Source organism: Variovorax sp. IB41, assembly GCF_016405905.1.
Taxonomy (GTDB): Bacteria; Pseudomonadota; Gammaproteobacteria; order Burkholderiales; family Burkholderiaceae_C; genus Variovorax.
In genome coordinates, this window is the sequence record NZ_JAEFCB010000004.1 from 287036 (window position 1) to 310274 (window position 23239).

At 68.0% G+C, this 23239-nt stretch carries 24 protein-coding genes; 15 read left to right on the forward strand and 9 right to left on the reverse strand.

Features of this window, described 5'->3' with window-relative positions:
• Position 1 precedes the first annotated feature (1 nt).
• The 4 genes from JC881_RS11615 to JC881_RS11630 form a co-directional block, all read right to left on the reverse strand.
• On the reverse strand, positions 2–490 hold the full coding sequence (locus JC881_RS11615; RefSeq protein WP_198785858.1) for a tripartite tricarboxylate transporter TctB family protein: 489 nt from the start codon (positions 488–490) through the stop codon (positions 2–4).
• 110 nt (positions 491–600) lie between these two features.
• Positions 601–2397, reverse strand: a complete 1797-nt coding sequence (locus JC881_RS11620) for a GspE/PulE family protein (protein ID WP_198785859.1) — start codon at positions 2395–2397, stop codon at positions 601–603.
• Complete coding sequence (locus JC881_RS11625) at positions 2394–3176, reverse strand: spermidine synthase (protein WP_198785860.1); 783 nt, start codon at positions 3174–3176, stop codon at positions 2394–2396. The genes JC881_RS11620 and JC881_RS11625 overlap by 4 nt, the downstream gene beginning before the upstream one ends.
• The gene (locus JC881_RS11630) at positions 3176–3715 is read right to left on the reverse strand and encodes a DNA-deoxyinosine glycosylase (RefSeq protein WP_198785861.1); all 540 of its coding nucleotides are present in this window, start codon (positions 3713–3715) and stop codon (positions 3176–3178) included. Before JC881_RS11630 ends, JC881_RS11625 begins: the two co-directional genes overlap by 1 nt.
• A gap of 167 nt (positions 3716–3882) precedes the next feature.
• Here JC881_RS11630 and JC881_RS11635 point away from each other — a divergent pair, with 167 nt between their 5' ends.
• Genes JC881_RS11635 through cysC form a run of 6 tightly spaced genes read left to right on the forward strand, consistent with a single transcriptional unit; the run spans position 3883 to position 9408 of the window.
• On the forward strand, positions 3883–4794 hold the full coding sequence (locus JC881_RS11635; protein WP_198785862.1) for an STM4015 family protein: 912 nt from the start codon (positions 3883–3885) through the stop codon (positions 4792–4794).
• A 10-nt stretch (positions 4795–4804) separates the two neighbouring features.
• The gene (locus tag JC881_RS11640) at positions 4805–5887 is read left to right on the forward strand and encodes an STM4014 family protein (protein ID WP_198785863.1); all 1083 of its coding nucleotides are present in this window, start codon (positions 4805–4807) and stop codon (positions 5885–5887) included.
• A complete protein-coding gene (locus JC881_RS11645) occupies positions 5884–6690 on the forward strand; it encodes an STM4013/SEN3800 family hydrolase (protein WP_198785864.1) in 807 nt (268 codons plus the stop codon). Before JC881_RS11640 ends, JC881_RS11645 begins: the two co-directional genes overlap by 4 nt.
• On the forward strand, positions 6687–8042 hold the full coding sequence (locus JC881_RS11650; RefSeq protein WP_233101709.1) for an STM4012 family radical SAM protein: 1356 nt from the start codon (positions 6687–6689) through the stop codon (positions 8040–8042). Before JC881_RS11645 ends, JC881_RS11650 begins: the two co-directional genes overlap by 4 nt.
• A complete protein-coding gene (locus tag JC881_RS11655; protein ID WP_198785865.1) occupies positions 8036–8884 on the forward strand; it encodes an STM4011 family radical SAM protein in 849 nt (282 codons plus the stop codon). Before JC881_RS11650 ends, JC881_RS11655 begins: the two co-directional genes overlap by 7 nt.
• Positions 8881–9408, forward strand: a complete 528-nt coding sequence (gene cysC / locus JC881_RS11660; protein ID WP_198785866.1) for an adenylyl-sulfate kinase — start codon at positions 8881–8883, stop codon at positions 9406–9408. The genes JC881_RS11655 and cysC overlap by 4 nt, the downstream gene beginning before the upstream one ends.
• 63 nt (positions 9409–9471) lie before the next feature.
• Here cysC and JC881_RS11665 read toward each other — a convergent pair whose 3' ends face one another.
• Positions 9472–9930: a hypothetical protein gene (locus JC881_RS11665; RefSeq protein WP_198785867.1), complete on the reverse strand. Its 459-nt coding sequence runs from the start codon at positions 9928–9930 to the stop codon at positions 9472–9474.
• Between the two features lie 130 nt (positions 9931–10060).
• Positions 10061–10921, reverse strand: coding sequence for a TatD family hydrolase (locus tag JC881_RS11670; protein ID WP_198785868.1), 861 nt, complete (start codon positions 10919–10921; stop codon positions 10061–10063).
• Positions 10922–11010: 89 nt separating this feature from the next.
• Between JC881_RS11670 and JC881_RS11675 the strand changes: the two genes are divergently transcribed.
• Genes JC881_RS11675 through JC881_RS11690 form a run of 4 tightly spaced genes read left to right on the forward strand, consistent with a single transcriptional unit; the run spans position 11011 to position 15132 of the window.
• The gene (locus JC881_RS11675; protein ID WP_198785869.1) at positions 11011–12021 is read left to right on the forward strand and encodes a S1C family serine protease; all 1011 of its coding nucleotides are present in this window, start codon (positions 11011–11013) and stop codon (positions 12019–12021) included.
• Positions 12022–12075: 54 nt separating this feature from the next.
• Entirely contained in the window at positions 12076–13110 is a 1035-nt protein-coding gene (locus JC881_RS11680) for an AAA family ATPase (protein WP_198785870.1), read from the forward strand.
• Positions 13091–14098, forward strand: coding sequence for a DUF58 domain-containing protein (locus tag JC881_RS11685; protein WP_198785871.1), 1008 nt, complete (start codon positions 13091–13093; stop codon positions 14096–14098). The genes JC881_RS11680 and JC881_RS11685 overlap by 20 nt, the downstream gene beginning before the upstream one ends.
• Entirely contained in the window at positions 14095–15132 is a 1038-nt protein-coding gene (locus JC881_RS11690) for a VWA domain-containing protein (RefSeq protein ID WP_198785872.1), read from the forward strand. The genes JC881_RS11685 and JC881_RS11690 overlap by 4 nt, the downstream gene beginning before the upstream one ends.
• A 1-nt stretch (position 15133) precedes the next feature.
• Here JC881_RS11690 and JC881_RS11695 read toward each other — a convergent pair whose 3' ends face one another.
• Entirely contained in the window at positions 15134–15712 is a 579-nt protein-coding gene (locus JC881_RS11695) for a TetR/AcrR family transcriptional regulator (protein WP_198785873.1), read from the reverse strand.
• A gap of 151 nt (positions 15713–15863) precedes the next feature.
• Between JC881_RS11695 and JC881_RS11700 the strand changes: the two genes are divergently transcribed.
• Complete coding sequence (locus JC881_RS11700) at positions 15864–16667, forward strand: SDR family NAD(P)-dependent oxidoreductase (RefSeq protein ID WP_198785874.1); 804 nt, start codon at positions 15864–15866, stop codon at positions 16665–16667.
• Here the strand turns inward: JC881_RS11700 and JC881_RS11705 are convergent.
• The gene (locus JC881_RS11705) at positions 16649–17314 is read right to left on the reverse strand and encodes a TetR/AcrR family transcriptional regulator (protein ID WP_198785875.1); all 666 of its coding nucleotides are present in this window, start codon (positions 17312–17314) and stop codon (positions 16649–16651) included. The two genes, JC881_RS11700 and JC881_RS11705, sit on opposite strands and share 19 nt — an antisense overlap.
• A 65-nt stretch (positions 17315–17379) precedes the next feature.
• Positions 17380–17982 carry a phenylacetic acid degradation protein PaaY gene (gene paaY / locus JC881_RS11710; RefSeq protein ID WP_198785876.1) on the reverse strand — a complete coding sequence of 201 codons (603 nt, stop codon included), beginning with the start codon at positions 17980–17982 and terminating at the stop codon, positions 17380–17382.
• A 149-nt stretch (positions 17983–18131) separates the two neighbouring features.
• Between paaY and JC881_RS11715 the strand changes: the two genes are divergently transcribed.
• The 4 genes from JC881_RS11715 to JC881_RS11730 are packed head-to-tail and all read left to right on the forward strand — an operon-like array spanning position 18132 to position 23198.
• Positions 18132–18935 carry an enoyl-CoA hydratase-related protein gene (locus JC881_RS11715; protein ID WP_198785877.1) on the forward strand — a complete coding sequence of 268 codons (804 nt, stop codon included), beginning with the start codon at positions 18132–18134 and terminating at the stop codon, positions 18933–18935.
• A 2-nt stretch (positions 18936–18937) separates the two neighbouring features.
• A complete protein-coding gene (paaI, locus tag JC881_RS11720; protein WP_198785878.1) occupies positions 18938–19381 on the forward strand; it encodes a hydroxyphenylacetyl-CoA thioesterase PaaI in 444 nt (147 codons plus the stop codon).
• A gap of 33 nt (positions 19382–19414) precedes the next feature.
• Complete coding sequence (gene paaK, locus JC881_RS11725) at positions 19415–20725, forward strand: phenylacetate--CoA ligase PaaK (protein WP_198785879.1); 1311 nt, start codon at positions 19415–19417, stop codon at positions 20723–20725.
• A 28-nt stretch (positions 20726–20753) separates the two neighbouring features.
• Positions 20754–23198 (forward strand): penicillin acylase family protein, encoded by a 2445-nt coding sequence (locus JC881_RS11730; RefSeq protein WP_198785880.1) that lies wholly within the window; start codon positions 20754–20756, stop codon positions 23196–23198.
• Positions 23199–23239 lie beyond the last annotated feature (41 nt).

Here is a 23239-nt window from a genome sequence, read left to right on the forward strand (position 1 = left end):
CTCAACCGGTGATGAAGGTCGGCCAGACCTGGATCTGCAGCTTGAGCGCCCAGATGAATGCGATGTAGCTGCCGATAGCCAGAATCGTCGCCAGGATCAGCACGGTGGGCAGCTTGAACTCGTGGCCCGCGAGGCTGGCGATGATCACGAGCGCGTAGATCGCGATGATCATTCCCATGGCCGGCACGCCGATGCTCGGCAGGCCACCCAGGAGGACGCCGAATGCGAGGTTGGCGCCCAGGATGAACACCACCTGCTTCCAGGCCCATTTGCCGATCTTTTCGCCGTCGGTCGTTTCAACGGTCAGGCCGCTGAACATGATCCCCAGGCCGATCAGGGACATCAGGATGCCGAGCATCAACGGGAAGTAACCAGGACCCATGCGGGCGCCGCTGCCCACGCTGTAGGTGGTGGCGCCCCAGGCGAACCCCACACCCACGATGGTGAACATCAGTCCCGAGAAAAAGTCTTTCTGACTTTTGATTTTCACGAACAGTCTCCTCGAACAAGTTTCGATGCGGGATTGTCCAGTCAGCTTGCGGTCAGGCGGATGTGGATTTCACTAACCGAACGGTTAGGGTTAACCCAAAGGGCAACACCTCACTCCAGGGGTGGCGTGGCGCTCAGCACCTCTTCGATGGTGGTCACGCCCTCGGCCACGCGCAGCGCGCCGGCCAGGCGCAGGGGCCGCATGCCGTCGATCACGGCCTGGCGCCGGAGGCCCGTGAGGTTGGGCTCCTTGGTGACCTTGTCCTTGAACGGTTCGGTCACGCTCAGCAATTCATAGAGGCCCATGCGGCCCATGTAGCCGGTCATGCGGCAATCCACGCAACCCACCGGTTTGTAGGCGCGCACGGAGCCGGTGATCTGCCACGGCTTGACGATGGCTTCGAGGCTCTCGCGCGTGACGGCGTCGTCGGGCTGCTTGCAGTGCGGGCAAAGCGTGCGCACCAGGCGCTGCGCGAGCACGCCCAGCATCACGGCGGTCATCAGGTACGAGGGCACGCCCAGTTCCATCATCCGCGTGATGGCACTGGGCGCATCGTTGGTGTGCAGCGTGCTGAATACGAGGTGTCCGGTGAGCGCGGCCTGCACCGCCATCTCGGCGGTGGCGAGGTCGCGGATTTCGCCCACCATGATGATGTCCGGGTCCTGCCGCATCAGCGCGCGCAGGCCCTCGGTGAAACCGAAATCGAGTTGCGGCTGCACCTGCGTCTGGTTGAACGAGGGCTCGATCATTTCGATCGGGTCTTCCACCGTGCTCACGTTCACTTCTTCGGTCGCCACGCGCTTGAGCGTGGAGTACAGCGTGGTGGTCTTGCCCGAGCCCGTGGGGCCGGTCACTAGGATGATGCCGTTGGGCCGCGTGACCAGCTGCTCCCAGCGCTGCGCGTCGTGCTGCGCGAAGCCGAGCGCGTCGAGGTCCTTCACCGCGGTGTCGGGGTCGAAGATCCGCATCACCATCTTCTCGCCGAAGGCGGTCGGCAAGGTCGAGAGGCGCATTTCGACTTCGTCGCCGCGCATGTTGCGGGTCTTGATGCGGCCGTCGAGCGGACGGCGCTTTTCCACCACGTCCATGCGGCCCAGGAGCTTGATGCGCGCGACCATCGCGTTCATCACACCCATGGGCATCTGGTAGGCCGGATGCAGGATGCCGTCGATGCGAAAGCGGATCACGCCCTGCTCCCGCCGCGGCTCCAGGTGGATGTCGCTCGCGCGCTGGTCGAAGGCGTACTGCCAGAGCCAGTCGACCACCTGCACCACGCTCTGGTCGTTGGCGTCGAGCTGCTTGGTGCTCTTGCCCAGTTCGACTAGTTGCTCGAAGCTCGCGCCGCCGGTGTTGCCGCCGGCCTTCTGCGCGGCGCGCACCGACTTGGCGAGCGCGAAGAACTCGGCCGTGTAGCGCTGGATGTCGGCCGGGTTGGCCACCACGCGCCGCACCGTGCGCTTGGACTGGCGCTCGACCTCGGCGATCCAGTCGGTGAGAAACGGCTCGGCCGTGGCCACCACCACCTCGTTGGGCAGCACCTGCACGGGCAGCACCTTGTGGCGCTCGGCGTAGGCCGCGCTCATGGTGTCGGCCACCTTGCCCACGTCGACCTTGAGCGGGTCGATGCGCAGGTACGTGAGGCCCGCGCGGCCGGCGAGCCACTGCGTGAGGGCTTCGAGGTCGAGCGGCTTGTTGTCGCTCTCGCGCGTCATCGCCACGTTGGCCAGGCGCACCAGCGGCGCCTGCCGGCTCTCGGCCTGCGCGCAGCGCGCGATGGTGCGCTTGGCTTCGACGGGGGAGATCACGCCGTCGGTGGCCAGCCATTCGATCAGGCGGCGCAGCTCGAGCGGGCCTTCGTGGCGGGCGGCCAGGGGTGCGGGGGCGGAAACTGCGGGAACAGCGCTCATGGGCCGGAGGGTCGGGTGATGGATGTATTCAGGGGCTTGAACACCCGCAGCCACTTGGGCGCGGGCAGACTCCAGCGAGTCTGGATCGTTTGCGCGCGCTCGGCAAGCACCTCGCGCTTCGGACGGCTCGGCGTGCGCTGCGCCAGCACCACCGTGTTGCCTTCGCGCGTCGGCTTGAAGGCCCAGACGGCATCGGCGCCGAAGGCACCAGCGATCTTCTCCAGGCTGCGCTCGTAGCTGGACGAGCGGCCGAAGAGGTTGACCGTCATGCAGCCGTCTTCGGTGAGGAGGGCTCGGCAGTCGGCGTAGAAGTCTTCGCTGTCGAGCACCGGCGCGGCGGCCTCATGGTCGTACAGGTCGACCTGCAACGCATCGACCGTGCCGTGCCACTCGGGCTTGCGGATCTCCACCGCCGCATCGGCGATCACCACGCGCAGCTTCGGATCGTCGGCCGGCAGCTTGAACCAGCCGCGGCAGGCCGACACCACCTGCGGGTTGAGCTCGACCGCCGTGGTGCGCATGCGCAGCGTCTTGCGGCAAAACTTGGTGAGCGTGGCCGCCCCGAGGCCCAGCTGCATCGCATGGCGGCTGGCGACGGTCTTGCCGTCGACGAAGAGCAGCCAGGCCATCATGCGCTGCACGTATTCGAGTTCGATCTCGAACGGCGCATCGAGCTTCATCGAGCCCTGGACCCATTCGGTGCCCAGGTGCAGGTAGCGGATGTCGCCCCAGTCGGAAAAATTGACTTCGGGAAGAACGAGTGTGGTGCGCGTGGCCATCAGGTGAGTTTGTGGGCGTCGAAGACCTCGCGCCAGGCCGCGAGCTTGCGCTCGAAGCTCCACGACGCATTGGCGGGGCTGGTGGAAGGCAGCTGGTAGACCGGCACGCCGAGGGTGCGCGTGTGGCGCGCGTGCTTGAAGCTCTCGCCGCCGTTGTGCGCGATGGCGGCGAGCTTGGGCAACTGGAGGCCGGCGATGTCGTTCGCGACCGGCGCGCGAATCGCCGAATCGAGGCTGCCTTCGCGTTCGCAGGCCGCATACACGTCCCACACGCCCAGGCCGCGATCGAGCAGCCACGCCTTCTTGGCGGCGTAGGTGTCTGCGCCGGTCGGCAGCGGGTGGTCGGGCCAGACGGCTTGCAAGATCTTCCAGAACTGGTTTTGAGGATGCGCATAGTACTGCTGCTGCGCGAGCGAGCGCACGCCCGGAAAGCTGCCCAGGATCAGCACGACGGTGGCCGGCGAGACGATCGGCGCGAGCCCCGTGAGCACCAGGCTGTCGGGGTCAGGGTCGGGGTCGGGTGCGGCGGATGGATTCATGGGGCTGCATCTTGGCACTGTCGCCGCCCGCCGTCAGGGGCCGCGGCCTTTGCCCGTGCCAGGGCGTCGCAGCGAGAGCGGAAACGGGCGCCGAATCGTCACGGACAGGCCATGCCCGTCAGTTATTCTCCCCCGCTTCACAGACACACCGTGGCGGAGGGAACAGCATGACCATCTCGGACCGTACCGAGACATTTTTCGGCAAGAGTGTTCAGGACTATCAGGGTGGCGAGGTGGCCGGCGGCCCCGGCATCGTTCACCGACTGTGTCTGGACTACGACGACGACAAGTCGATGGGCGCCTTGCTCGAGGAGTACCTCTCCAAGGTCGACAAGTCCGCGCTCGACGCCCTCGTCCTCGGACCGTGGTCCGAGCCCCACGACACCGGCCCCGGCGATGCGTTCGAAGTCCTGATCGCGCACGCCGCCGAGCTGAAGAACCTCAAGGCGCTGTTCGTCGGCGACATGACCTTCGAGGACTGCGAGATTTCCTGGATCATCCAGGGCAACTACCAAGCGCTGCTGCAGGCCTTTCCCCAGCTCGAAGTGCTGCGCATCCGCGGCGCGACCTCGCTGCAATTGCCTGCGTTCAGCCATTCCGCACTCCGCGAACTCGTCATCGAATCCGGCGGCTTGCCGCGCGAGATCAGCGAGGCACTGGCGCAATCCACGCTGCCGTCGCTCGAGCACCTCGAACTCTGGCTGGGCACCGACGAATACGGCTTTGACGGCGACGTCGAGCTCTTGCGCAGCGTGTTGCAGAAACTGCGCACGCCCAAGCTGCGCCACCTCGGCCTTCGCGATTCGGAAATCGCCGACCAGGTGGCCGCGTGGTTGGCGAGTGAAGGCTGGGTCGCGGAGCTCGACACCCTGGACCTCTCGCTCGGCACGCTCGGCGACGAAGGCGCCAAGGCTCTGCTTGCAAGCCCTCACGTCACGAAGCTCAAGCGCCTGGACCTGTCGCACCACTACATCAGCGCGCCGGTCCAGGCGCAACTGCGCGCGGCCATCCCGGGTGTGGTGCTGGACGATCCGCAGGAGCCGGACGAAGGAAACCGCTACGTGGCGGTGGGCGAGTAGGCCTCCGGCGATGCTCCCTTGGGTGGTGCTGGGCGTTGCGACGAGCAAGCGCACGAAAGGCCTGCTTGCCGCCGCCCGCGAGACGGGGGCGTCCGTGCGACTCGTGGAATGGCGCGAATGGCTTGCCGATGCGCATGCGCTCGAAGATCGGCTCCGGGAGCCCTGCCGCTTCAAGATCGAACCGCCCGGGGACGACGCAGCCGTGCACATGGCGCTCGTTCTCATGGGGTGCGAGCAACTGGGCCGCGCACCCTGCGCCCCCATCGAACGCGGTGAGCTGGCGCAAACCGATGCGTGGTTCGCGGGCTTCAGCCTCGCGATGAAACGCCTTGCGCACATGCTCACGGCGATGCCGCACGTTCGTGTCGTCAACGCGCCCGCGGAGATCCTGGCGATGACCGACAAGCTCGAGTGCCAGCAGCAACTGCAGTCCCACTCCGTGTCCACCGCGCCCCTGCTGGGGCTCGTGCATGACTACGAGCATCTCGTCGCGCTGCTCGATCGCAGCGGACTGGACCGCATTTTCCTGAAGGCCCGCTATGGCTCGTCCGCGTCCGGCGTGATCGCGTTCCGCCGCAATCGCCGCGGGCAGCAGCAGGCCGCGACGACCGCGCAGCTTCACGAAGGCGGGCGGTTGTTCAACGTCAAGCGCGTGTCCTGCTACACGCGGCACGACGAGGTGCGCCGCGTGGTCGACCTCGTGAGCGCCCAGGGCGCGTACGCGGAAGCATGGCTGCCCAAACCCCGCCATGGCGCGGGCCACTTCGACCTGCGCGCGGTGACCTTCGGCGGCCGTGTCGCGCACCGCATCGCGCGCCTCGGACAACGACCGATGACCAATCTCCACCTGGACAGCGAACGCGTCGACCCCGACCGCGTGCTCGCGTCCGCAGACCAGGCGGCGCTCGCCGCGACGGCCGAACTCGCCGCGCGCGTGTTTCCGCGCAGCAACGTCGTCGGCTTCGACCTCGTGGTGCGCCAGGGACAAGCCCATGTGCTGGAAGCCAACGCCTTCGGCGACCTGCTGCCCGGCTGGCTGTGGCAGGGCAAGGACACCTACGCGACCGCCTTTTGCGACGGCGCGCTGCGATGAACGAGACCGTCGACATGAATCGGGTGGTCGGCACCCACGACATCGTGATGATCACGCTCGACACCCTGCGCTACGACGTGGCGCAGGCAGCGTTCGAGCGCGGCGAACTGCCGGTGCTCTCGCGGCACCTGCCCGCGCAAGGCTGGGAGAAGCGCCACACGCCGGGCAACTTCACCTACGCGGCCCACCACGCGTTCTTCGCCGGCTACCTGCCGACGCCGGCCCGGCCGGGCGCGCATCCGCGGCTTTTCGCCACCGCCTTTCGCGGCAGCGAGACCACGGCGCGCACCACCTTCGTCTTCGACGAGGAGAGCATCCCCAAGGGCCTGGGCGCACGCGGCTACCGCACCGTCTGCATCGGCGGCGTGGGCTTCTTCAACAAGCAGAACGCGCTGGGCCAGGTGTTTCCGGGGATGTTCGCGGAAAGCCATTGGCATCCCACGTTGGGCGTGGGGCATCGCCACTCCACCGAGCGCCAGGTGAACCTGGCCGTGCAGCGGCTGCATGCCGATGCGCGGCGCGTGTTTCTCTTCATCAACGTGTCCTCGATCCACACACCGAATCGCGCGCACCTCCCCGGTCATACGGAGGACTCCATCGAAACGCATGCCGCCGCGTTGCGCTACGTCGATGGGGCGCTGGCGCCCCTGTTCGATGCCTGCGCGTCGCGCGGGCCCACCTTCGTGATCGTCTGCTCCGACCACGGCACGGCCTATGGCGACGACGGCTACCACGGCCACCGCATCGGCCACGATTGCGTGTGGACCGTTCCTTACGCGCACTTCTTCCTGGGGGCCTCATGACCCAAGCCATGATCCAAGCCGAGCCCCAAGCCTCGCTCGCCGAATGGCTCCAGCAAGGCCCCTACCAGGCTTACTCGTACAGCTATCCGCACAAGAGCGCCTACCGCGCGCTGCCCGCCCGGTCGCTGCGCGACGCCTGGGCCGCGGAGGATCGCTCGGCGCTCTTCGCCTACATCCACGTGCCCTTCTGCACGATGCGGTGCGGCTTCTGCAATCTCTTCGCGATGGCGCAGCCGGCCGAGGCGCTGGTCGAGTCCTACGTCGATGCCGTCGTGCGGCAGATGCGGGCCATGGACCGCGCGCTCGGCGAGCGCCGGTTCGCGCGGCTGGCGGTGGGCGGCGGCACGCCCAGCTACCTGCCGGCTGCGCTGCTCGAGCGGCTGTACGTCGCGGCCGAGCGCATCCTGGGCATCGACCTGCAGGCCACGCCCTCGGGCATCGAGGTCTCGCCCGAAACCGTGACGCCCGAGCGCCTGCGCGTGTGCCGCGCGATGGGCGTGCAACGCGTGAGCATGGGCATCCAGAGCTTCGCGCAGCACGAGGTTCGCGCACTGGCGCGTCCGCAGCAGAACGCCGTGGTCATCGAGGCGATCGCTCGGATCCGCGAGGCGGGTTTCCCGGTCATGAACCTCGACCTGATCTACGGCATCGATGGGCAGACGGTGGAAAGCTGGCTGTCTTCCATCGAGAGCGCGCTGGCGTTCGGGCCCGAAGAGCTTTACCTCTACCCGCTCTACGTGCGCGAGCAGACGGGGCTCGGAAAAATGGCGATCCGCAAGGCCGAGCAGGGCGCGGATTTCCGGCAGGCGCTGTACGCCGCGGCACGGGCTCGCCTGCTGGCCGCGGGCTACGAGCAGGTGTCGATGCGCATGTTTCGCGCACCGCACGCGCCCTGCGACAACGGCCCGGTCTATTGCTGCCAGGACGACGGCATGGTGGGGTTCGGCGCCGGTGCGCGCTCGTACACCCGCAGCCTTCACTACTCCTCCAGCTACGCCGTGCAGCGCAGCGCGACGCGCAGCATCATCGAAGACTTCATCGCCTGCGACGAGGCGCAGTTCGCGGAGGCCCGCTACGGGTTCGAACTCGACGGCGACGAGCAGCGCAGGCGCTTTGTCATCCAGTCGCTCCTGACGGACCCGGGCCTCTCCCACGCGGCCTACGAACAGCGCTTCGGTGCGCCGGTGCTCGAAGACCTGCCGCAGTTGCAGGAACTCACGGCCCTGGAACTCGCGACAGACGAGGCGGGCCTCTTCACGTTGAGCGCGCAGGGCGTGTCCTATTCCGACACCATCGGCCCCTGGCTCGCATCGACGGCCGTGCGCCGCCTGATGCCGGACGCGCCATGCTGACGGTGCTCTACCGGGGCAGCCTGTCGAGCTGCAACTACAGCTGCAGCTATTGCCCGTTCGCCAAGCGGCGCGACTCCCGGGCCGCACTGGCGCGGGATGCCGCCGAGGTGGCGCGCTTCGTCGAGTGGGCAGGTGGGCAGACGCGCCCCCTGCGAATCCTCTTCACGCCCTGGGGTGAAGCCATGGTGCGGCGCCAATATCGCCACGCGATGCTGGCGCTCGCCGCCATGCCGCACGTGTCCCAGGTGGCGCTGCAGACCAACCTGGCGGGACCGCTGTCGTGGCTCGCCGAGGCGCCGGCCGGCAAGATCTCGCTGTGGTGCACCTATCACCCCGACCAGACGCGGCTCGAGCGTTTCCTCGAGCGCACCCGGCAGCTGTCCGTGCTGGGCATCGGTCACTCGGTCGGCGTCGTGGCAATGCAGGCGCACTACGAGGCCATTCGCGCGCTGAAGTCGGCGCTCCCTGAAACGACGCCCTTCTGGCTCAACGCCTACGACCGGCGCGGCCCGGGCTACTACACGGCGCAAGACCTGCAGTGGCTCGATGCCATGGACCCGCGCTTCGTCCACGAGCATTCGCCCGGGCCGTCGCGCGGAAAGGCCTGCCGCGCGGGCTCCGAAGCCATCGCCGTCGATGGCGACGGCGAGGTGCAACGGTGCCACTTCATTCCGCGGCGCCTGGGCAACCTGTATGCCGACGACCTCGACGGCATGCTGGCGGAGCAGCCCTGCAGCCGGTTCAAGTGCGACTGCTTCATCGGCTACGTGCACCGGCGCGACCTGGACTTCTACCCGGCCTACGGCGACGGCGTGCTCGCCCGCATTCCGCTGCGGACATGAACGACCGGGCGCCCTGCGTCGTCTGGCTCACCGGCATCTCCGGCGCGGGCAAGACGACCATCGCGCGCAAGGTCGAGACCCGGCTTCGCGCGCTCGGCAAGCACACGGTGCTGCTGGATGGCGATGACCTGCGGCTCGGGCTGAACCGCGACCTCGGCTTCAGCGATGCGGATCGCATGGAAAGCACGCGGCGGGTGGCAGAGGTCGCGAAGCTGATGAGCGCGGCGGACCTGGTCGTCATCGTCGCGCTCATCTCGCCGTTTCGCAGCGCCCGCGCGATGGCGCGTTCGCTGTTTCCGGCGGGCGCGTTCTTCGAGATCCATGTCGACACGCCGATCGAGATCGCGGAGGTGCGCGATCCGAAATTTCTGTACCGCAAAGCACGGCGGGGCGAGATCGCGGACTTCACGGGCATCGACTCTCCCTACGAGGCACCGGTGCAGCCGGAGCTGCGCCTCGATGGCACCCATCCGTCGCCTGACGCCCTCGCGGACCAGGTGATCGAGCTGCTCCACGGCGCTTAGCCCGCCCATGAAAAAACCCGCCGAAGCGGGTTTTTTCGAGAGAGCGCGGACCGAAGCCCAGACTTACTTCTTGGCGGCTTCGTTCTCGGCGGTGCCGGGGATCTTCTCGCCGATGGCCGCGCCGGTGCTGCGCATGCCGTCGGCCGTCTTGTGGCCGGCGGTTTCCACGGCGTCGCCGGTCTTGGCGGCCGCGTTCTTGGTGGCGTTGGTCGCCTTCTTGGTGGTGTTCTTGGTCGCGCTCCAGGCCTTCTTGGTGCCGCGCTCGGTGGCATTGGCGGCCTTCTTGGTGGTGCTCTTGGTGGCGTCCCAGGCCTTCTCGGCGCCGTTTTCGGTGGCGTTCACGGCCTTCTTGGTGGTGCGCTTGGTGGCGTCCACGGCGTCCTTGCCGGTTTCCTTCACCTTCTCGGTGGTGGTGGGCTCGGCCGTTGCGGGGGCTGCGGTCTGTGCCACGGCGGACACACCGATGGAGGCGAGCGCCAGGGCGAGCACGACGGGCATGGTGCGAACGAAAGATGTGGTCATGGAAGACTCCTTTTTGAGTGAAGTGTTGGAGTGACGGACTTGCCACTGTGCAAGCAACGCCACTTCGAACTTCAAGGATGACAGCAAAAACTCGCCCCATGCCGCCCCCGCCGCAACTCGGGACATTGGCCTACGCGGGGTGCGGCGCCCGCGCCGACAAGGCCATCAGACTTTCGAGCTTCGGCAGCGTCCGGACCGCATTCCGGGTGGTGGCTGCGGCCAGCGCATCGATGCCGATGCCGCGCAATCCGGCCACCACTTCCGCGATGCGCGGCAGCTCGCCGGGGTCGTTGCGCCCCTGCGCTTCGCCCGCGTCGCGCTGCGCCTGCGTGCGGTAGAGCCAGTGCGGCTGGATGTCGGGCGCGTCGGTTTCCATCACGATCGCATCGAGCGGCAACGTGGTCGCGAGCCGCCGCAATTGCAATGCGCGCTCGAAGGTCACCGCGCCGCCGAAGCCCAGCCGAAGGCCCAGTGCGATGCAGGCGTTGGCCTGCTGCTCGCTGCCGTTGAACGCATGCGCAATGCCCTGCCATGGCCGCCCGCCCGCGGTCTGCCGCAGGTGCTTGAGCACCTTGTCGACCGAACGCCGCACGTGGATGAGCACGGGTAACCCGTGCTTGCGTGCCAGTTGCAACTGAGTGTGAAAAAAACGCTCCTGCTTGGGGCCATCGAGGCCGTCGACGAAGTAGTCCAGGCCGATCTCGCCGACCGCCACGAGCCGCGGATCGCCCTGCCGCGCGGTCAGTTCCGCGTCGAGCACCTCGAGGTCGGCATCCTCCGCCTGGCCCGTGCAAAGTGGGTGGATACCCAGGGCGTAGGCATCGCCCTGCCTGTGGGCGAGCTCCCGCACGGCGGCGAAGTTGAAGACGGCCACGGCCGGAATCACGCACAGGGAAACCCCTCGGGCCGCGGCGCGGGCGCGGATCTGCGGCATCTCCGCACCGAATTCGGGCGCGTCCAGGTGGCAGTGGGTATCGACAAACGAAGCCATCGCGCGATGATGCCCGAAGGGATGCGCAGGCGCGGAAAGCGTGCTACTGTGAACTCCTTCACGCGTCTTTTTTTGCCGGAGGTTCTCCGATGCGCAGGCCCGCTTTCTACAGCCGTTCGCCCCGCACGCCGCCGCCGGCCGCAGAACAAGCGGCCGATCTGGCGGATGCCGCGGCATCGCCGGACACGGCAGGCGCAGGTGGCGCCATGCAGCCGCCGACCGCTCATGGTCAGACCGGCTGGCAGCCCGGACGCAAGAGCTTCGCCCTCCTCCTCGTGCTGTGCGCCGCGCTGGTCACCGGCGGCACCGTGTGGTGGCCGCGCCAGGGCAAGGCGATCACGCAGAAAGACATCGACGCGGCCGTGCTGCGCACGATGCAGACCGCCACCCTCCCCTCGCCCGCCGCCAAGGCCGCCGACATCATTCGCCCCTCGGTCGTTCGCGTGGTGAGCTACGGCCCGGAGAAGGCCACGCCCGAAGCCAAGACCCAGAAGCGCGGCCGCAACATGGCCAAGGGCAAGCCGCCCGAAGCGCCGCTGGACGGCGCGGCGCCCGGCGAAGTCGAGCGCGGCGTGGGCACCGGCGTGGTGATCGTCGACAAGGGCGTGATCCTCACCAACCTGCACGTCGTGGCCGGCTCCGAGAAGATCAAGGTCACCTTCGCCGATGGGCTGGAAGCCGTGGCCGTCATCACCGGCGTGCAGCCCGAGAACGACCTGGCGGTGCTGCAGGCGCAGAAGATTCCCGACGACCTGATTCCCGCCGCGATGCGCTCCACCGCCGACCTGCGCCCCGGCGACCAGGTGGCCGCCGTGGGCTTTCCGTTCGGCATCGGGCCGTCGGTGTCGGCCGGCGTGGTGTCGGGCCTGAAGCGCTCGTTCCGCTCGCCCGAGGGCAAGCAGGAACTGGGCAACCTGATCCAGTTCGATGCGGCCGCCAACCCCGGCAATTCGGGCGGCCCGCTCATCAACATGGACGGCGAGGTGCTGGGCATCGTCACCGCCATCTTGAACCCCACGCAGCAGCGCACCTTCATCGGCATCGGCTTCGCGGTGCCCATCGAGAACGCGGCCTCCGCGGCGGGATCGCCGCCCTTCTGATTTGCAGGTTCGCCGCCGTTCCGATTTTTCTGATTTCCTTCGAAAGCCCTTCGCATGAGCACAGAGAACCCGACCACCCCGACCACCTCCAGCTTCTCCACGGCGCCCGCCACCGCCGAGCTGATGGAGCAGATCCTCTACGAGGTCAAGCGCGTGGTCGTGGGGCAGGACCGATTTCTCGAGCGCGTGATGGTCGCGATGCTTGCGGGCGGGCACCTCTTGGTCGAAGGCGTGCCGGGCCTGGCCAAGACGCTCACCATCAAGACGCTGGCCGACACCGTGCGCGGCCATTTCAAGCGCATCCAGTTCACGCCCGACCTGGTGCCTGCCGACCTGGTGGGCACGCGCATCTACAACCAGAAGACGGGCGAATTCAGCACTTCGCTGGGCCCGGTGTTCGCCAACCTGCTCTTGGCCGACGAAATCAACCGCGCACCGGCCAAGGTGCAGAGCGCGCTGCTCGAAGTGATGCAGGAGCGCCAGGTCACCATTGCCGGCGAGACGCACAAGGTGCCGCGCCCCTTCCTCGTGATGGCGACGCAGAACCCCATCGAGACCGAAGGCACCTACCCGCTGCCCGAGGCGCAGGTCGACCGCTTCATGATGAAGGTGCTGGTCGATTACCCAAGCGACGAGGAAGAGTTCGTCATCGTCCAGCGCGTGATCGGCCCGCCGGTGGAGGCCAGCCCGGTCGCCACCACCGAGCAGCTCGCGGCGCTGCAGGCGGAGGCGCGGCGCGTGTACGTCGATCCTTCGCTGATCCAGTACGCGGTGAAGCTCGTCTCGGCCACCCGCACGCCCGAGAAGCACGGCCTGAAGGACATGCGCCGCTTCATCACCTTCGGCGCGAGCCCGCGCGCCAGCATCAGCCTCACCGAGGGCGCGCGCGCCCTCGCACTGCTGCGCGGACGCAGCTACGCGCTGCCCGAGGACATGACCGCGCTGGTGGCCGACGTGCTGCGCCATCGCGTGACGCTTTCCTACGAAGGGTTGTCCGAAGGCCTGACGCCCGACAGCCTGATCGAGAAGATCATGCGGGCCATTCCCGCACCACCCAAACCTTTGGAACATGAAAAGCTGGTGGCGTAAGGCCCCCGCGGCCGCGAACGACGAACGGCTTGCAGCCGAATCGGCTGTGGCCGGCGGAGCCGAGCGCGCGCTGCGCCGGCTCGAATGGACCGTCATCCGCCGCCTCGATGGCCTGCTGCAGGGCGACTACCGCACGCTCATGCGCGGCAGCGGCCTGGACCTCGCGGACCTGCGCGAATACCAGCACCACGACGACGTGCGCCACATCGACTGGAACGTCACCGCCCGGCTGCAGACGCCGCACGTGCGCGTCTTCACCGAAGACCGCGAGATGGCCGCCTGGTTCGTGCTGGATCTCAGCCGCTCGGTCGATTTCGGCTCGGGCCTGAAAGCCAAGCGCGAGATCTCGGCCGGCTTTGTCGGCGTGCTCGCGCGGCTCCTCACGCGGCACGGCAACCGGGTCGGCGCGCTGGTCTACGGCAACGACCTGGAAGCGGTGATTCCACCGCGCAGCGGCCGGCGCCACGTGCTGCACCTGCTGCATTCAATGGAGCGCCGCGCCGACAAGGCGGACGGCCCCGCGCAGAAAGGAATGACCCGTCTGGACGACCTGCTGAAATCCGCCGCCACGCTGATGCCGCGCCGCTCCACCGTCTTCGTGGTGTCCGACTTCCTGAGCGAACCCGGCTGGGAGCGCCCGCTCGGCCAGTTGGTGCAGCGGCACGAGGTGATCGCGGTGCGCCTCTTCGATCCGCTCGAACTCGAACTGCCGGATCTCGGCCTCGTGCCGCTGCGCGATGCCGAGACCGGCGAGCAGCTCTGGGTCGACACGCACGATGCAGGCTTTCGCAAGCGCTTTGCGCGCCTGGCCGCCGAGCGCGAGGCGACGCTGCGCGCCTCGCTCGCCAAGGCCGGCGTCGATGCCCTGGAGCTTTCGACCAGCGACGACCTGGTGGAAGCCATCGTTCGTTTTGCCGACCTGCGCAAGCGCCGCACACGCATCAATGCAAGTTCGGGTTCGGGCAACGTGAAGGCGGTGGCAGCATGACTTTTCTCTGGCCTCAATTCCTCTGGCTGCTGGCGGCGTTGCCGCTTTTGGTGTTGCTCTATGTCTGGCTGATCCGCCGCAAGAAGAAGCTCGCGGTGCGCTACGCGAGCCTCTCGATCGTGCGCGAGGCCATGGGCGCGGGGCAGAGCTTCAGGCGCCATGTGCCGCCCCTGCTGTTCCTGCTGGCCATGGCCGCGATGCTGGTGGCCGCGGCGCGGCCGATGGCCGTGGTGATGCTGCCCTCGAACCAGCAGACCATCATTCTCGCGATGGACGTCTCGGGCAGCATGCGCGCAGCCGACGTGCTGCCCAACCGGCTGGTGGCGGCGCAGGAGGCGGCCAAGAGCTTCATCAAGGACCTGCCGCGCACCGTGAAGGTGGGCATCGTCGCCTTCGCGGGCAGCGCGCAGGTGGCGCAACTGCCCACCACCAACCACGACGACCTGGTGACCGCCATCGACAGCTTCCAGCTGCAGCGCGCGACTGCCACCGGCAACGCCATCGTGGTGTCGCTGGCCACGCTGTTCCCCGATGCGGGCATCGACGTCGAGCAGTTCAGCGCACCGAGCCGCCAGCGCGGAACGCCGATCGACCAGACCGACAAGAAGCTCAAGGATTTCACCCCCGTGGCGCCCGGCTCCTTCACCTCGGCCGCGATCATCATGCTGACCGACGGCCAGCGCACCACCGGCGTCGATCCGCTCGATGCGGCCAAGGCCGCGGCCGACCGCGGCGTGCGCATCTACACGGTGGGCGTGGGCACGGTCGATGGCGAGACCATCGGCTTCGAAGGCTGGTCGATGCGCGTGCGGCTGGACGAGGAAACGCTCAAGGCCGTGGCCAACAAGACCAACGCCGAGTACTTCTACGCGGGCACCGCGAACGACCTGAAGAAGGTCTACGAAACGCTCAGCTCCAAGCTCACCGTGGAGAAGAAGGAAACGGAAATCTCGGCGCTCTTCGCGCTCGGCGCGGCGGTGCTCACGCTGCTGTCGGCGGGGCTGTCGCTGCTCTGGTTCAACCGCATCCTCTAGCTCAGGCCTTCGGCGCGGCCTGCAGGCCCGCGAGCACTTCGCGCAGGATTTCTTCGGACAGGGCCTCGTCGTCCACGGCGCGGGCCAGCACCACGCCGCCGTACATCGACGCGAGCATGCGGATCGCATCGCCCTTCGCGTTCTTCTTCGAGCGCCACGGGAAGTTCTTCGCGAACCGGTCGATGACCGACTTCAGGTACGCCGTGAGCGGCGCGCCCACGCCCTGCTCGCTGCCCGGCTGGCCAGAGTGCGCGGCGAACGCGGCCACGAGACAGCCGTCGGCACGGCCGTCGCGGTGGTCAGGACTGAGGTAGTCGCGCACATAGGTGCGCATGCCTTCGGGCGTTTCGCCGGCCGCATCGAGGTCGGCGAGCGCGGCATCTCCGGAGTGCGTGATGCACTCGGCCATCAGCGCCTCCTTCGAGTCGAAGTGGTTGTAGAACGGGCCGTGCGTGAGGCCCGTGGCTTTCATGATCTCGCTCACGCTCACGCCGTCGAAGCCGCGCTCCTTGAACAGGCGCGAGGCCTCGGCAAGGATCTTCTGGTGCTTTTCGGCGGTTTCCGCTGCTGGGTATCGCATGTGACCTCTTTCTGTTCCGGGGTACTTCAGAACCGCGGTTGACGTTAAGCATGATAACCATCATGCTTCGCCACTTCAAACATGATGGTCATCATGCTTTGATCCACGATCCCGAAACCCACCACCACCACTGAACTTGAATGGATTCCAAATGAGCGAACAAGCAACCCTCGGCACCGCCATCGTCACAGGCGCCTCGGCCGGCCTCGGCAAGATCTACGCGGACCGCCTGGCCCGCCGCGGCCACGACCTCGTGCTGGTGGCGCGCCGCGCCGACCTGCTGGAAGAAGTCGCGGCCGCCCTGCGCGCCAAGTACGGCGTGAAGGTGCAGGCGCTCGCGGCCGACCTCGCCGTGGCCGACGACCTCGCGCGCGTGACCCAGGTCATCGCCACCGACGCGTCGATCGCGCTGCTGGTCAACAACGCCGGCCTCTCGACGCTCGCGCCCGTCGCGCAGACCACGACCGCGCAGCTGCAAAGCATGCTGGACGTGAACATCAACGCCCTCGCGCACCTGAGCCACGCCGCGCTGGCCGCCTTCAAGGCGCGCGACCGCGGCACCCTGGTGAACATCGGCTCGGTGCTGGGCTTCCACACGCTGCCGATCAGCAGCATCTACAGCGGCACCAAGGCCTTCGTGGTCGCGTTCACGCGCGGGCTGCAGGACGAAGTGGCGGGCACCGGCGTGAAGGTGCAGCTGGTGCTGCCAGCGGCGACGGCCACCGACATCTGGGAACTCTCGGGCGTGCCGATGTCGGCGCTGGCCGAAGGCACGATCATGGCCGCCGAAGACTGCGTGGACGCCGCCCTCGCCGGCCTCGACCTTGGCGAGCCGATCACCCTGCCGTCGGTGAACGATGCGGCCCTGCTCGCGACTTTCGTCGATGCAGGCGCCACGCTGTTCGGCGCCTCGCAGACCAGCAAGCCGGCAGCGCGCTACTTGAAGACGGCCTGATCGGCCCGATCAGCGATCGCGGCCTGCGCGGCCGCGATCGCCGCGTAGTCCGGTGACTTCACAGCGCCGATGCCGCCCAGGAACAGATCGGCCACGATCGGCGCGATCGCCGCGTGGTCGAGCGTTCCGCCCGGCTTCATCCAGGTGAACATCCAGTTGATCATGCCGAACAGCAGCATGGTCAGCGGCTTGGCCAGGTCGTCGCTGGGCGCGCCGGGCCGCAGCGCCGACACCGCGCGCGCGAAGCCCGCGACCACCTCGCGCTCCTTGTCGAGCACGCGCTCGCGGTCTTCGTCGTCGAGAAAGCGCACGTCGTCGGTCAGCACGCGGTGCGCGTCCTGCGCGCCGGCGTATTCCTCCACGATGCGGTAGATGAAGCGGCGAAGACGCTGCTCGTCGGTGTGCGTCGAGGCCTCTTCCTCGGCCACCAGCGCCGCGAGCTTGGAGACGTGCGTCTCGGCGATGCTGATGAGCAGGCTGCTCTTGTCCTTGTAGTAGTGATAGAGCGTGGCCTTGGAGAGGTTGCACGCCTCGGCCACCTGGTTCATCGACGTGGCGGGATAGCCCCGGCGCGCGAACAGCTGGGCGGCCTGCGCGAGGATCAACTCGCGCTGGTCGTCGTAGGTGGCGGATCTTCCACGCGGCATCGGTCGGGTTCCTGGGATGAATCGGTTGGGAGGAGCGCGCGATCTTGCATGAAGCGCGGCGCGGTTCAGCCGCGCTTGGTGGCGATGAGCGGGCGCACGTCGATGGCGGGCATGCGCGGGCGCCCGGCCTCCACCGCCGCGAGCGGCGCCACTTCGCGCAGGCTCTCGAGGCAGCGCACCGTGAGCGCCTGGTAGACATGCGTGCCTTCGAGCTTCCAGGCGATCTCTTCTTCGGTGAGCTCGCGTTTCACCTTCGCCGGAATGCCCGAGACCAGCGAGCGCGCCGGCACCTTCATGCCGGCCGGAACGAAGGCGCAGGCCGCGACGATGGCCTTCTCGCCGATCTCGGCCTCGTCCATCACCACCGCGTTCATGCCCACCAGCGCATCGCGCCGCACGATGCAGCTGTGCAGGATCGCGCCGTGGCCGATGTGGCCGTTGACCTCCACCACCGTGTCGTTGTCGGGAAAGCCGTGGATGCAGCAGTGGTCCTGCACGTTGGAGCCCTCCTCCAGAACGATGCGGCCGAAGTCGCCGCGCAGGCTCGCGCAGGGGCCGACGTAGCAGCGGGGGCCGACGATCACGTCGCCGATCAGCACCGCGCTCGGGTGCACGTAGGCGCTCGGGTCGACGACGGGAATCACGCCGTCGATGGAATAGCTGGGCATTCGGTCGGTCTCCTTTTTTTGGGAACTCAGGGTTTGCCCTGAATCAACCCGCTTGTGTCGGGATTGAGCTCGATCCTAAAATCAACCGAACGGTCGGTCAATAGTGTTTGCGAGCCGATTCGTACCCACACAAGGATGAGAGACACCCCATGTCAGAACCTTTAGTTCTCACCAGCAACGCTGGCGCGGTCCGCACGCTGAGCCTGAACCGCCCCGCGGCGCTCAACAGCTTCACGACGCACATGCATGCCGAGTTGATGGCCGCGCTGGAGCTCGCAGCCGGTGACGACAGCGTTCGCTGCGTCGTTCTCACCGGCGCCGGCCGCGCCTTCTGCGCGGGGCAGGACCTTGCCGATCCCTCGGTCGCCCCGGACCCCACGCCCGGCGCTGCGCCCAAGGACCTGGGCCACGTCATCTCCACTTACTACGCCCCGCTCGTCGCGCGCCTGCGCTCGATGCCGGTGCCGGTGGTCGCAGCCGTCAACGGCGTTGCAGCAGGAGCGGGCGCCAACCTCGCGCTGTGCTGCGACCTCGTGGTGGCCGGCCGCTCGGCCAGCTTTATCCAGGCCTTCACCAAGATCGGCCTCGTGCCCGACACCGGCGGCACGTGGCTGCTGCCGCGCCTGGTGGGCTCGGCGCGCGCAATGGGCATCGCGCTGCTGGGCGACAAGCTCCCCGCCGAAGAAGCCGCGCGCATCGGCCTGATCTGGCAGTGCGTGGACGACGCGGCGCTGGCCGATGCGGCCGCCGCGCTCGCATCGAAGCTGGCCGCCATGCCGACCCGCGCCCTCGTCGCGACGCGCCAGGCGATGGCCGCCGCGCAGGACATGGACCTGGACGCCGCCCTCGCCGAAGAAGCCCGCCTGCAGCGCGAGATGGGCAACGCCGACGACTACCGCGAAGGCGTCGAGGCCTTCCGCGCCAAGCGCGCGCCCGTGTTCAAGGACCGCTGAACATGACTGAATCCATCCGCACGCCGCAGCAGACCGCCGAGTACGTCCGCGACGGCATGCTCGCCAACGACAACGCCACCAAGGGCCTGGACATGCGCATCGTGGAGGTCGGCCCCGGCCAGGCCACCCTCCAGATGCGGGTGCGCCCCGACATGCTCAACGGCCACGCCACTTGCCACGGCGGCTTCATGGCCACGCTGGCCGACTCGACCTTCGCCTTCGCCTGCAACTCGTACAACGAGCTGACGGTGGCCTCGGGCTTCTCGATCGACTTCATCGCCCCCGCGCGCGAAGGCGACGTGCTCACCGCGCGCTGCCACGAGGTCTCCAAGGCCGGGCGCACCGGCGTGTACGACACCGAAATCACCAACCAGCGCGGCGAGCGCATCGCGATGTTCCGCGGCCGTTCGTACACCGCCAAGGGCCGGCCCGCCGTCCCCGCCTGAAAAGACCGAAGAGACCGAAGAGACGAAATCACCATGACCGCCCGACACCCCGCCCCCGGCGAATTCGATGCCATCGAAACCGCGAGCCGCGACGAGATCACCGCACTGCAGCTCACGCGCCTGCGCGCCACGCTGCAGCGCGCCTACGACAACGTGCCGCACTACCGCCGTGCCTTCGATGCCAAGGGCGTGCACCCGAACGACCTGAAGTCGCTCGCCGACCTGTCGAAGTTCCCGTTCACGGTGAAGACCGACCTGCGCGACAACTACCCCTTCGGCATGTTCGCGGTGCCGCGCACGCAGGTCGCGCGCATCCATGCATCGTCGGGCACCACCGGCAAGCCGACCGTCGTGGGCTACACGAAGAACGACATCGACACCTGGGCCGACCTCGTCGCGCGCTCGATCCGCGCCGCGGGCGGACGCGCGGGCGACATGATCCACGTGGCCTACGGCTACGGCCTCTTCACCGGCGGCCTGGGCGCGCACTACGGCGCGGAGCGCGCGGGCTGCACCGTCATCCCGATGTCCGGCGGCCAGACCGAGAAGCAGGTGCAGCTCATCCAGGACTTCAAGCCCGACATCATCATGGTCACGCCCAGCTACATGCAGGTGATCATCGAGCAGTTCGAGCGCCAGGGCCTCGATGCGAAAGACAGCTCTCTCAAGATCGGCATCTTCGGCGCCGAGCCATGGACCGAGGCGATGCGCCGCGACATCGAGGCCAAGGCCGGCATCGACGCGGTCGACATCTACGGTCTCTCCGAAGTGATGGGCCCGGGCGTCGCGAGCGAATGCGTCGAGAGCAAGGACGGCCCGGTGATCTGGGAAGACCATTTCTACCCCGAGATCATCGACCCCGAAACGGGCGAGCTGAAGGCCGACGGCGAAGAGGGCGAGCTGGTCTTCACGTCGCTCAGCAAAGAGGCGATGCCGATCATCCGCTACCGCACGCGCGACCTCACGCGCCTCTTGCCGCCCACCTCGCGCGCCTTCCGCCGCATGGGCAAGATCGTCGGGCGCAGCGACGACATGATGATCATCCGCGGCGTCAACGTCTTCCCCACGCAGGTGGAAGAAATCGTGCTCGCGCACAAGGCGCTGTCGGGCCTCTACCAGGTGCATGTGAGCCGTGCCGACAAGCTCGACGAGGTCGAGGTGCACTGCGAGCTCAACCCCGCCGACGCCGCCTCGGCCGACCGCACCGCGATCGGCGATTGGGTGCAGCACCGCGTGAAGACGCTCATCGGCATCTCCACGCGCGTGGTGGTCCACGCGCCCAACGAGATGGAACGCACCCAGACCGGCAAGGCCCGCCGCGTGATCGACACGCGCCCGCGCTGAGCGCATCGCCTCCCACAGAACGCAACCGATGACATTGAATTTCCGACCGATCGCCCTCGCCTGCGCCGCCCTCGTGCTGGCCGGCTGCGCCGCCACGACTTCCGCGCCCGGCGGCAAGGTCACGATCAAGCGCGACGCCTACGGCGTGCCGCACGTGTATGCCAACGACGTGCGCGGCCTGTTCCACGGCTTCGGCTACGCAGTCGCCGAAGACCGCCTGTTCCAGATGGAGATGGCCCGCCGCGCAGTGCTCGGCACGGTCTCCGAAGTGATGGGCCCGGCCTACGTCGCGCTCGACAAGGGCAGCCGCGCCGGCTTCACGCCCGCCTCCATCCGCGCGCAGATGGCGCGCCTGTCGCCCGACGACAAGGCAATCTTCGACGGCTATGCCGCGGGCTTCAACGCGCGCGTCAACGAAGTGCTCGCGGCCGAGGCGACGCTCTTGCCCAAGCAGTTCACCGACGCCGGGTTCAAGCCGAAGGCCGACTGGACGGGCTACGACGTGGCCATGATCTGGGTCGGCACCATGGCCAACCGCTACTCCAACGTGAGCAGCGAGGTCGCCAACCTGCGCCTCCTGGAGCAACTGCGCAAGGCGCGCGGCGACGTCGCCGGCCGCCAGCTGTTCGACCAGATCCGCTGGGTGGAAGACCCGCTCGCGCCGACCACCGTGCCGCGCACCGGCACCCGCGCGCAGGCTGCTGCCGTGCAGCCGGCCGGCGACGACACCATCGCCCGCCTGGCCCCCGTCTCGCCCGAGCTGCTGGTCGCGCGCAACGACATCGACGCGGCCCGCCGCGGCGTGGCCGAGCCGTGGACCCGCCCCATCGCCAGCAACCTCTGGATCGCCGGCCCATCGAAGACCACCGACGGCAGCACCGTCTTCATCAACGGCCCGCAGTTCAACTGGTTCAACCCGTCCTACGTGTTCGGCATCGGCCTGCACGGCGCCGGCTTCGACGTGACGGGCAACACGCCGTTCGCGCACCCGGTCGTGCTCTTCGGCACCAACGGCAAGATCGCCTGGGGCGCCACCGCCGGACCGCTGGACGTGAACGACATGTACCAGGAGAAGCTCAACCCGGCCAACCCGCACGAGTACCAGTTCAACGGCGCGATGCGCGCGATGACCCGGCGTACCGAAGTGATCAAGGTCAAGGGCCAGCCCGACCAGAGCGTGGACGTGTTCGCCACCGTGCACGGCATCGTCACCAACTTCGACCTGCCCAACGGCACCGCCTATTCGATGAAGCGCAGCTGGGACGGCTACGAGCTCGAATCGCTGCTCGGCTGGATCCACTCGATGCAGGCGAAGAACTGGGACCAGTGGCTGGCACAGGCCTCGCGCGTGGCCATCACCATCAACTGGTACTACGCGGACACCGAAGGCAACATCGGCTATGTCTCGCCCGGCCGCCTGCCGATCCGCCCGGCCACGCAGGACATCCGCCTGCCGGCCTTGGGCGACGGCTCGATGGAATGGCTCGGCATCCGCCCCTTCAGCGAAGACCCCAGGACCTTCAACCCGGCGCAGGGCTACGTGGCCAACTGGAACAACCAGTCCGCCCCGGGCGCGGTGAGCGACGGCGGCAACTACTCGGTGGTCGACCGCGTGCGCGAATTCACCGCGCGCCTGGAAGCCAAGCCGAAGCTCACGCCCGAGGAACTGTGGGCGCTCAACCGCACCACCGCCTACGCCGACACCAACGCGCGCTACATGGTGCCCTTCGCCATCGAGGCCACGCGCAACCTGCCGGCCCTCGCCCCCGCACGCCGCGCGGCCCGCATGCTGGCCGACTGGAATGCGCTGAACGAAGACCCGGCCGAGCGTGGCGTCTACGACAGCCCCGCCACCACGCTGATGATGAACTGGCTGCCCATCCTCTACAAAAAGGTGCTGGCCGACGACCTGCCGCCCGAGGTGTTCGCGGCCTATGCGGGCAACGGCTACGCGGGCGACACGCAGGTGGCGAGCATCCGCCCCGGCAACGGCATGAAGCTGGTCTACAACGCGCTGCTCGGCGCGAAGGCCGGCGTGCCGCAGACCTACGACTTCTTCAACGGCGAAGACAGGAACGCGGTGCTGCGCACCACGCTCGCGGAGGCCATGGCCGCGCTGGAGAAGCGCTACGGCAAGGACACCGCGAAGTGGCGCACGCCGGTGGTCAAGCACGCCTTTCTCACCAGCAACTTCATCGGCGCGCCGCAGGCGGGTGCCGACGAGCTGCTCACGCTGCCCAGCTTCATGAACCGGGGCTCGCAGAACGACAAGGTGGTGCTCGGTGCGCGCGGCGTCACGCTGTGCACCGCCGCGCCGCCCGGCCAGAGCGGCTTCGTCGCGCCCGATGGCCGCAAGTCGGCGCACTACGCCGACCAGATGACGCTTTTCAAGGACTTCGGCTGCAAGAGCGAGGCGCTGACGCCCGCCGAAGTGGACCGCCACGCCGAATCGACCAAGCAGCTGAGCTACTGACCGCAGCCCGGCACACACCCATTCACCCGCAAAGGAGAACC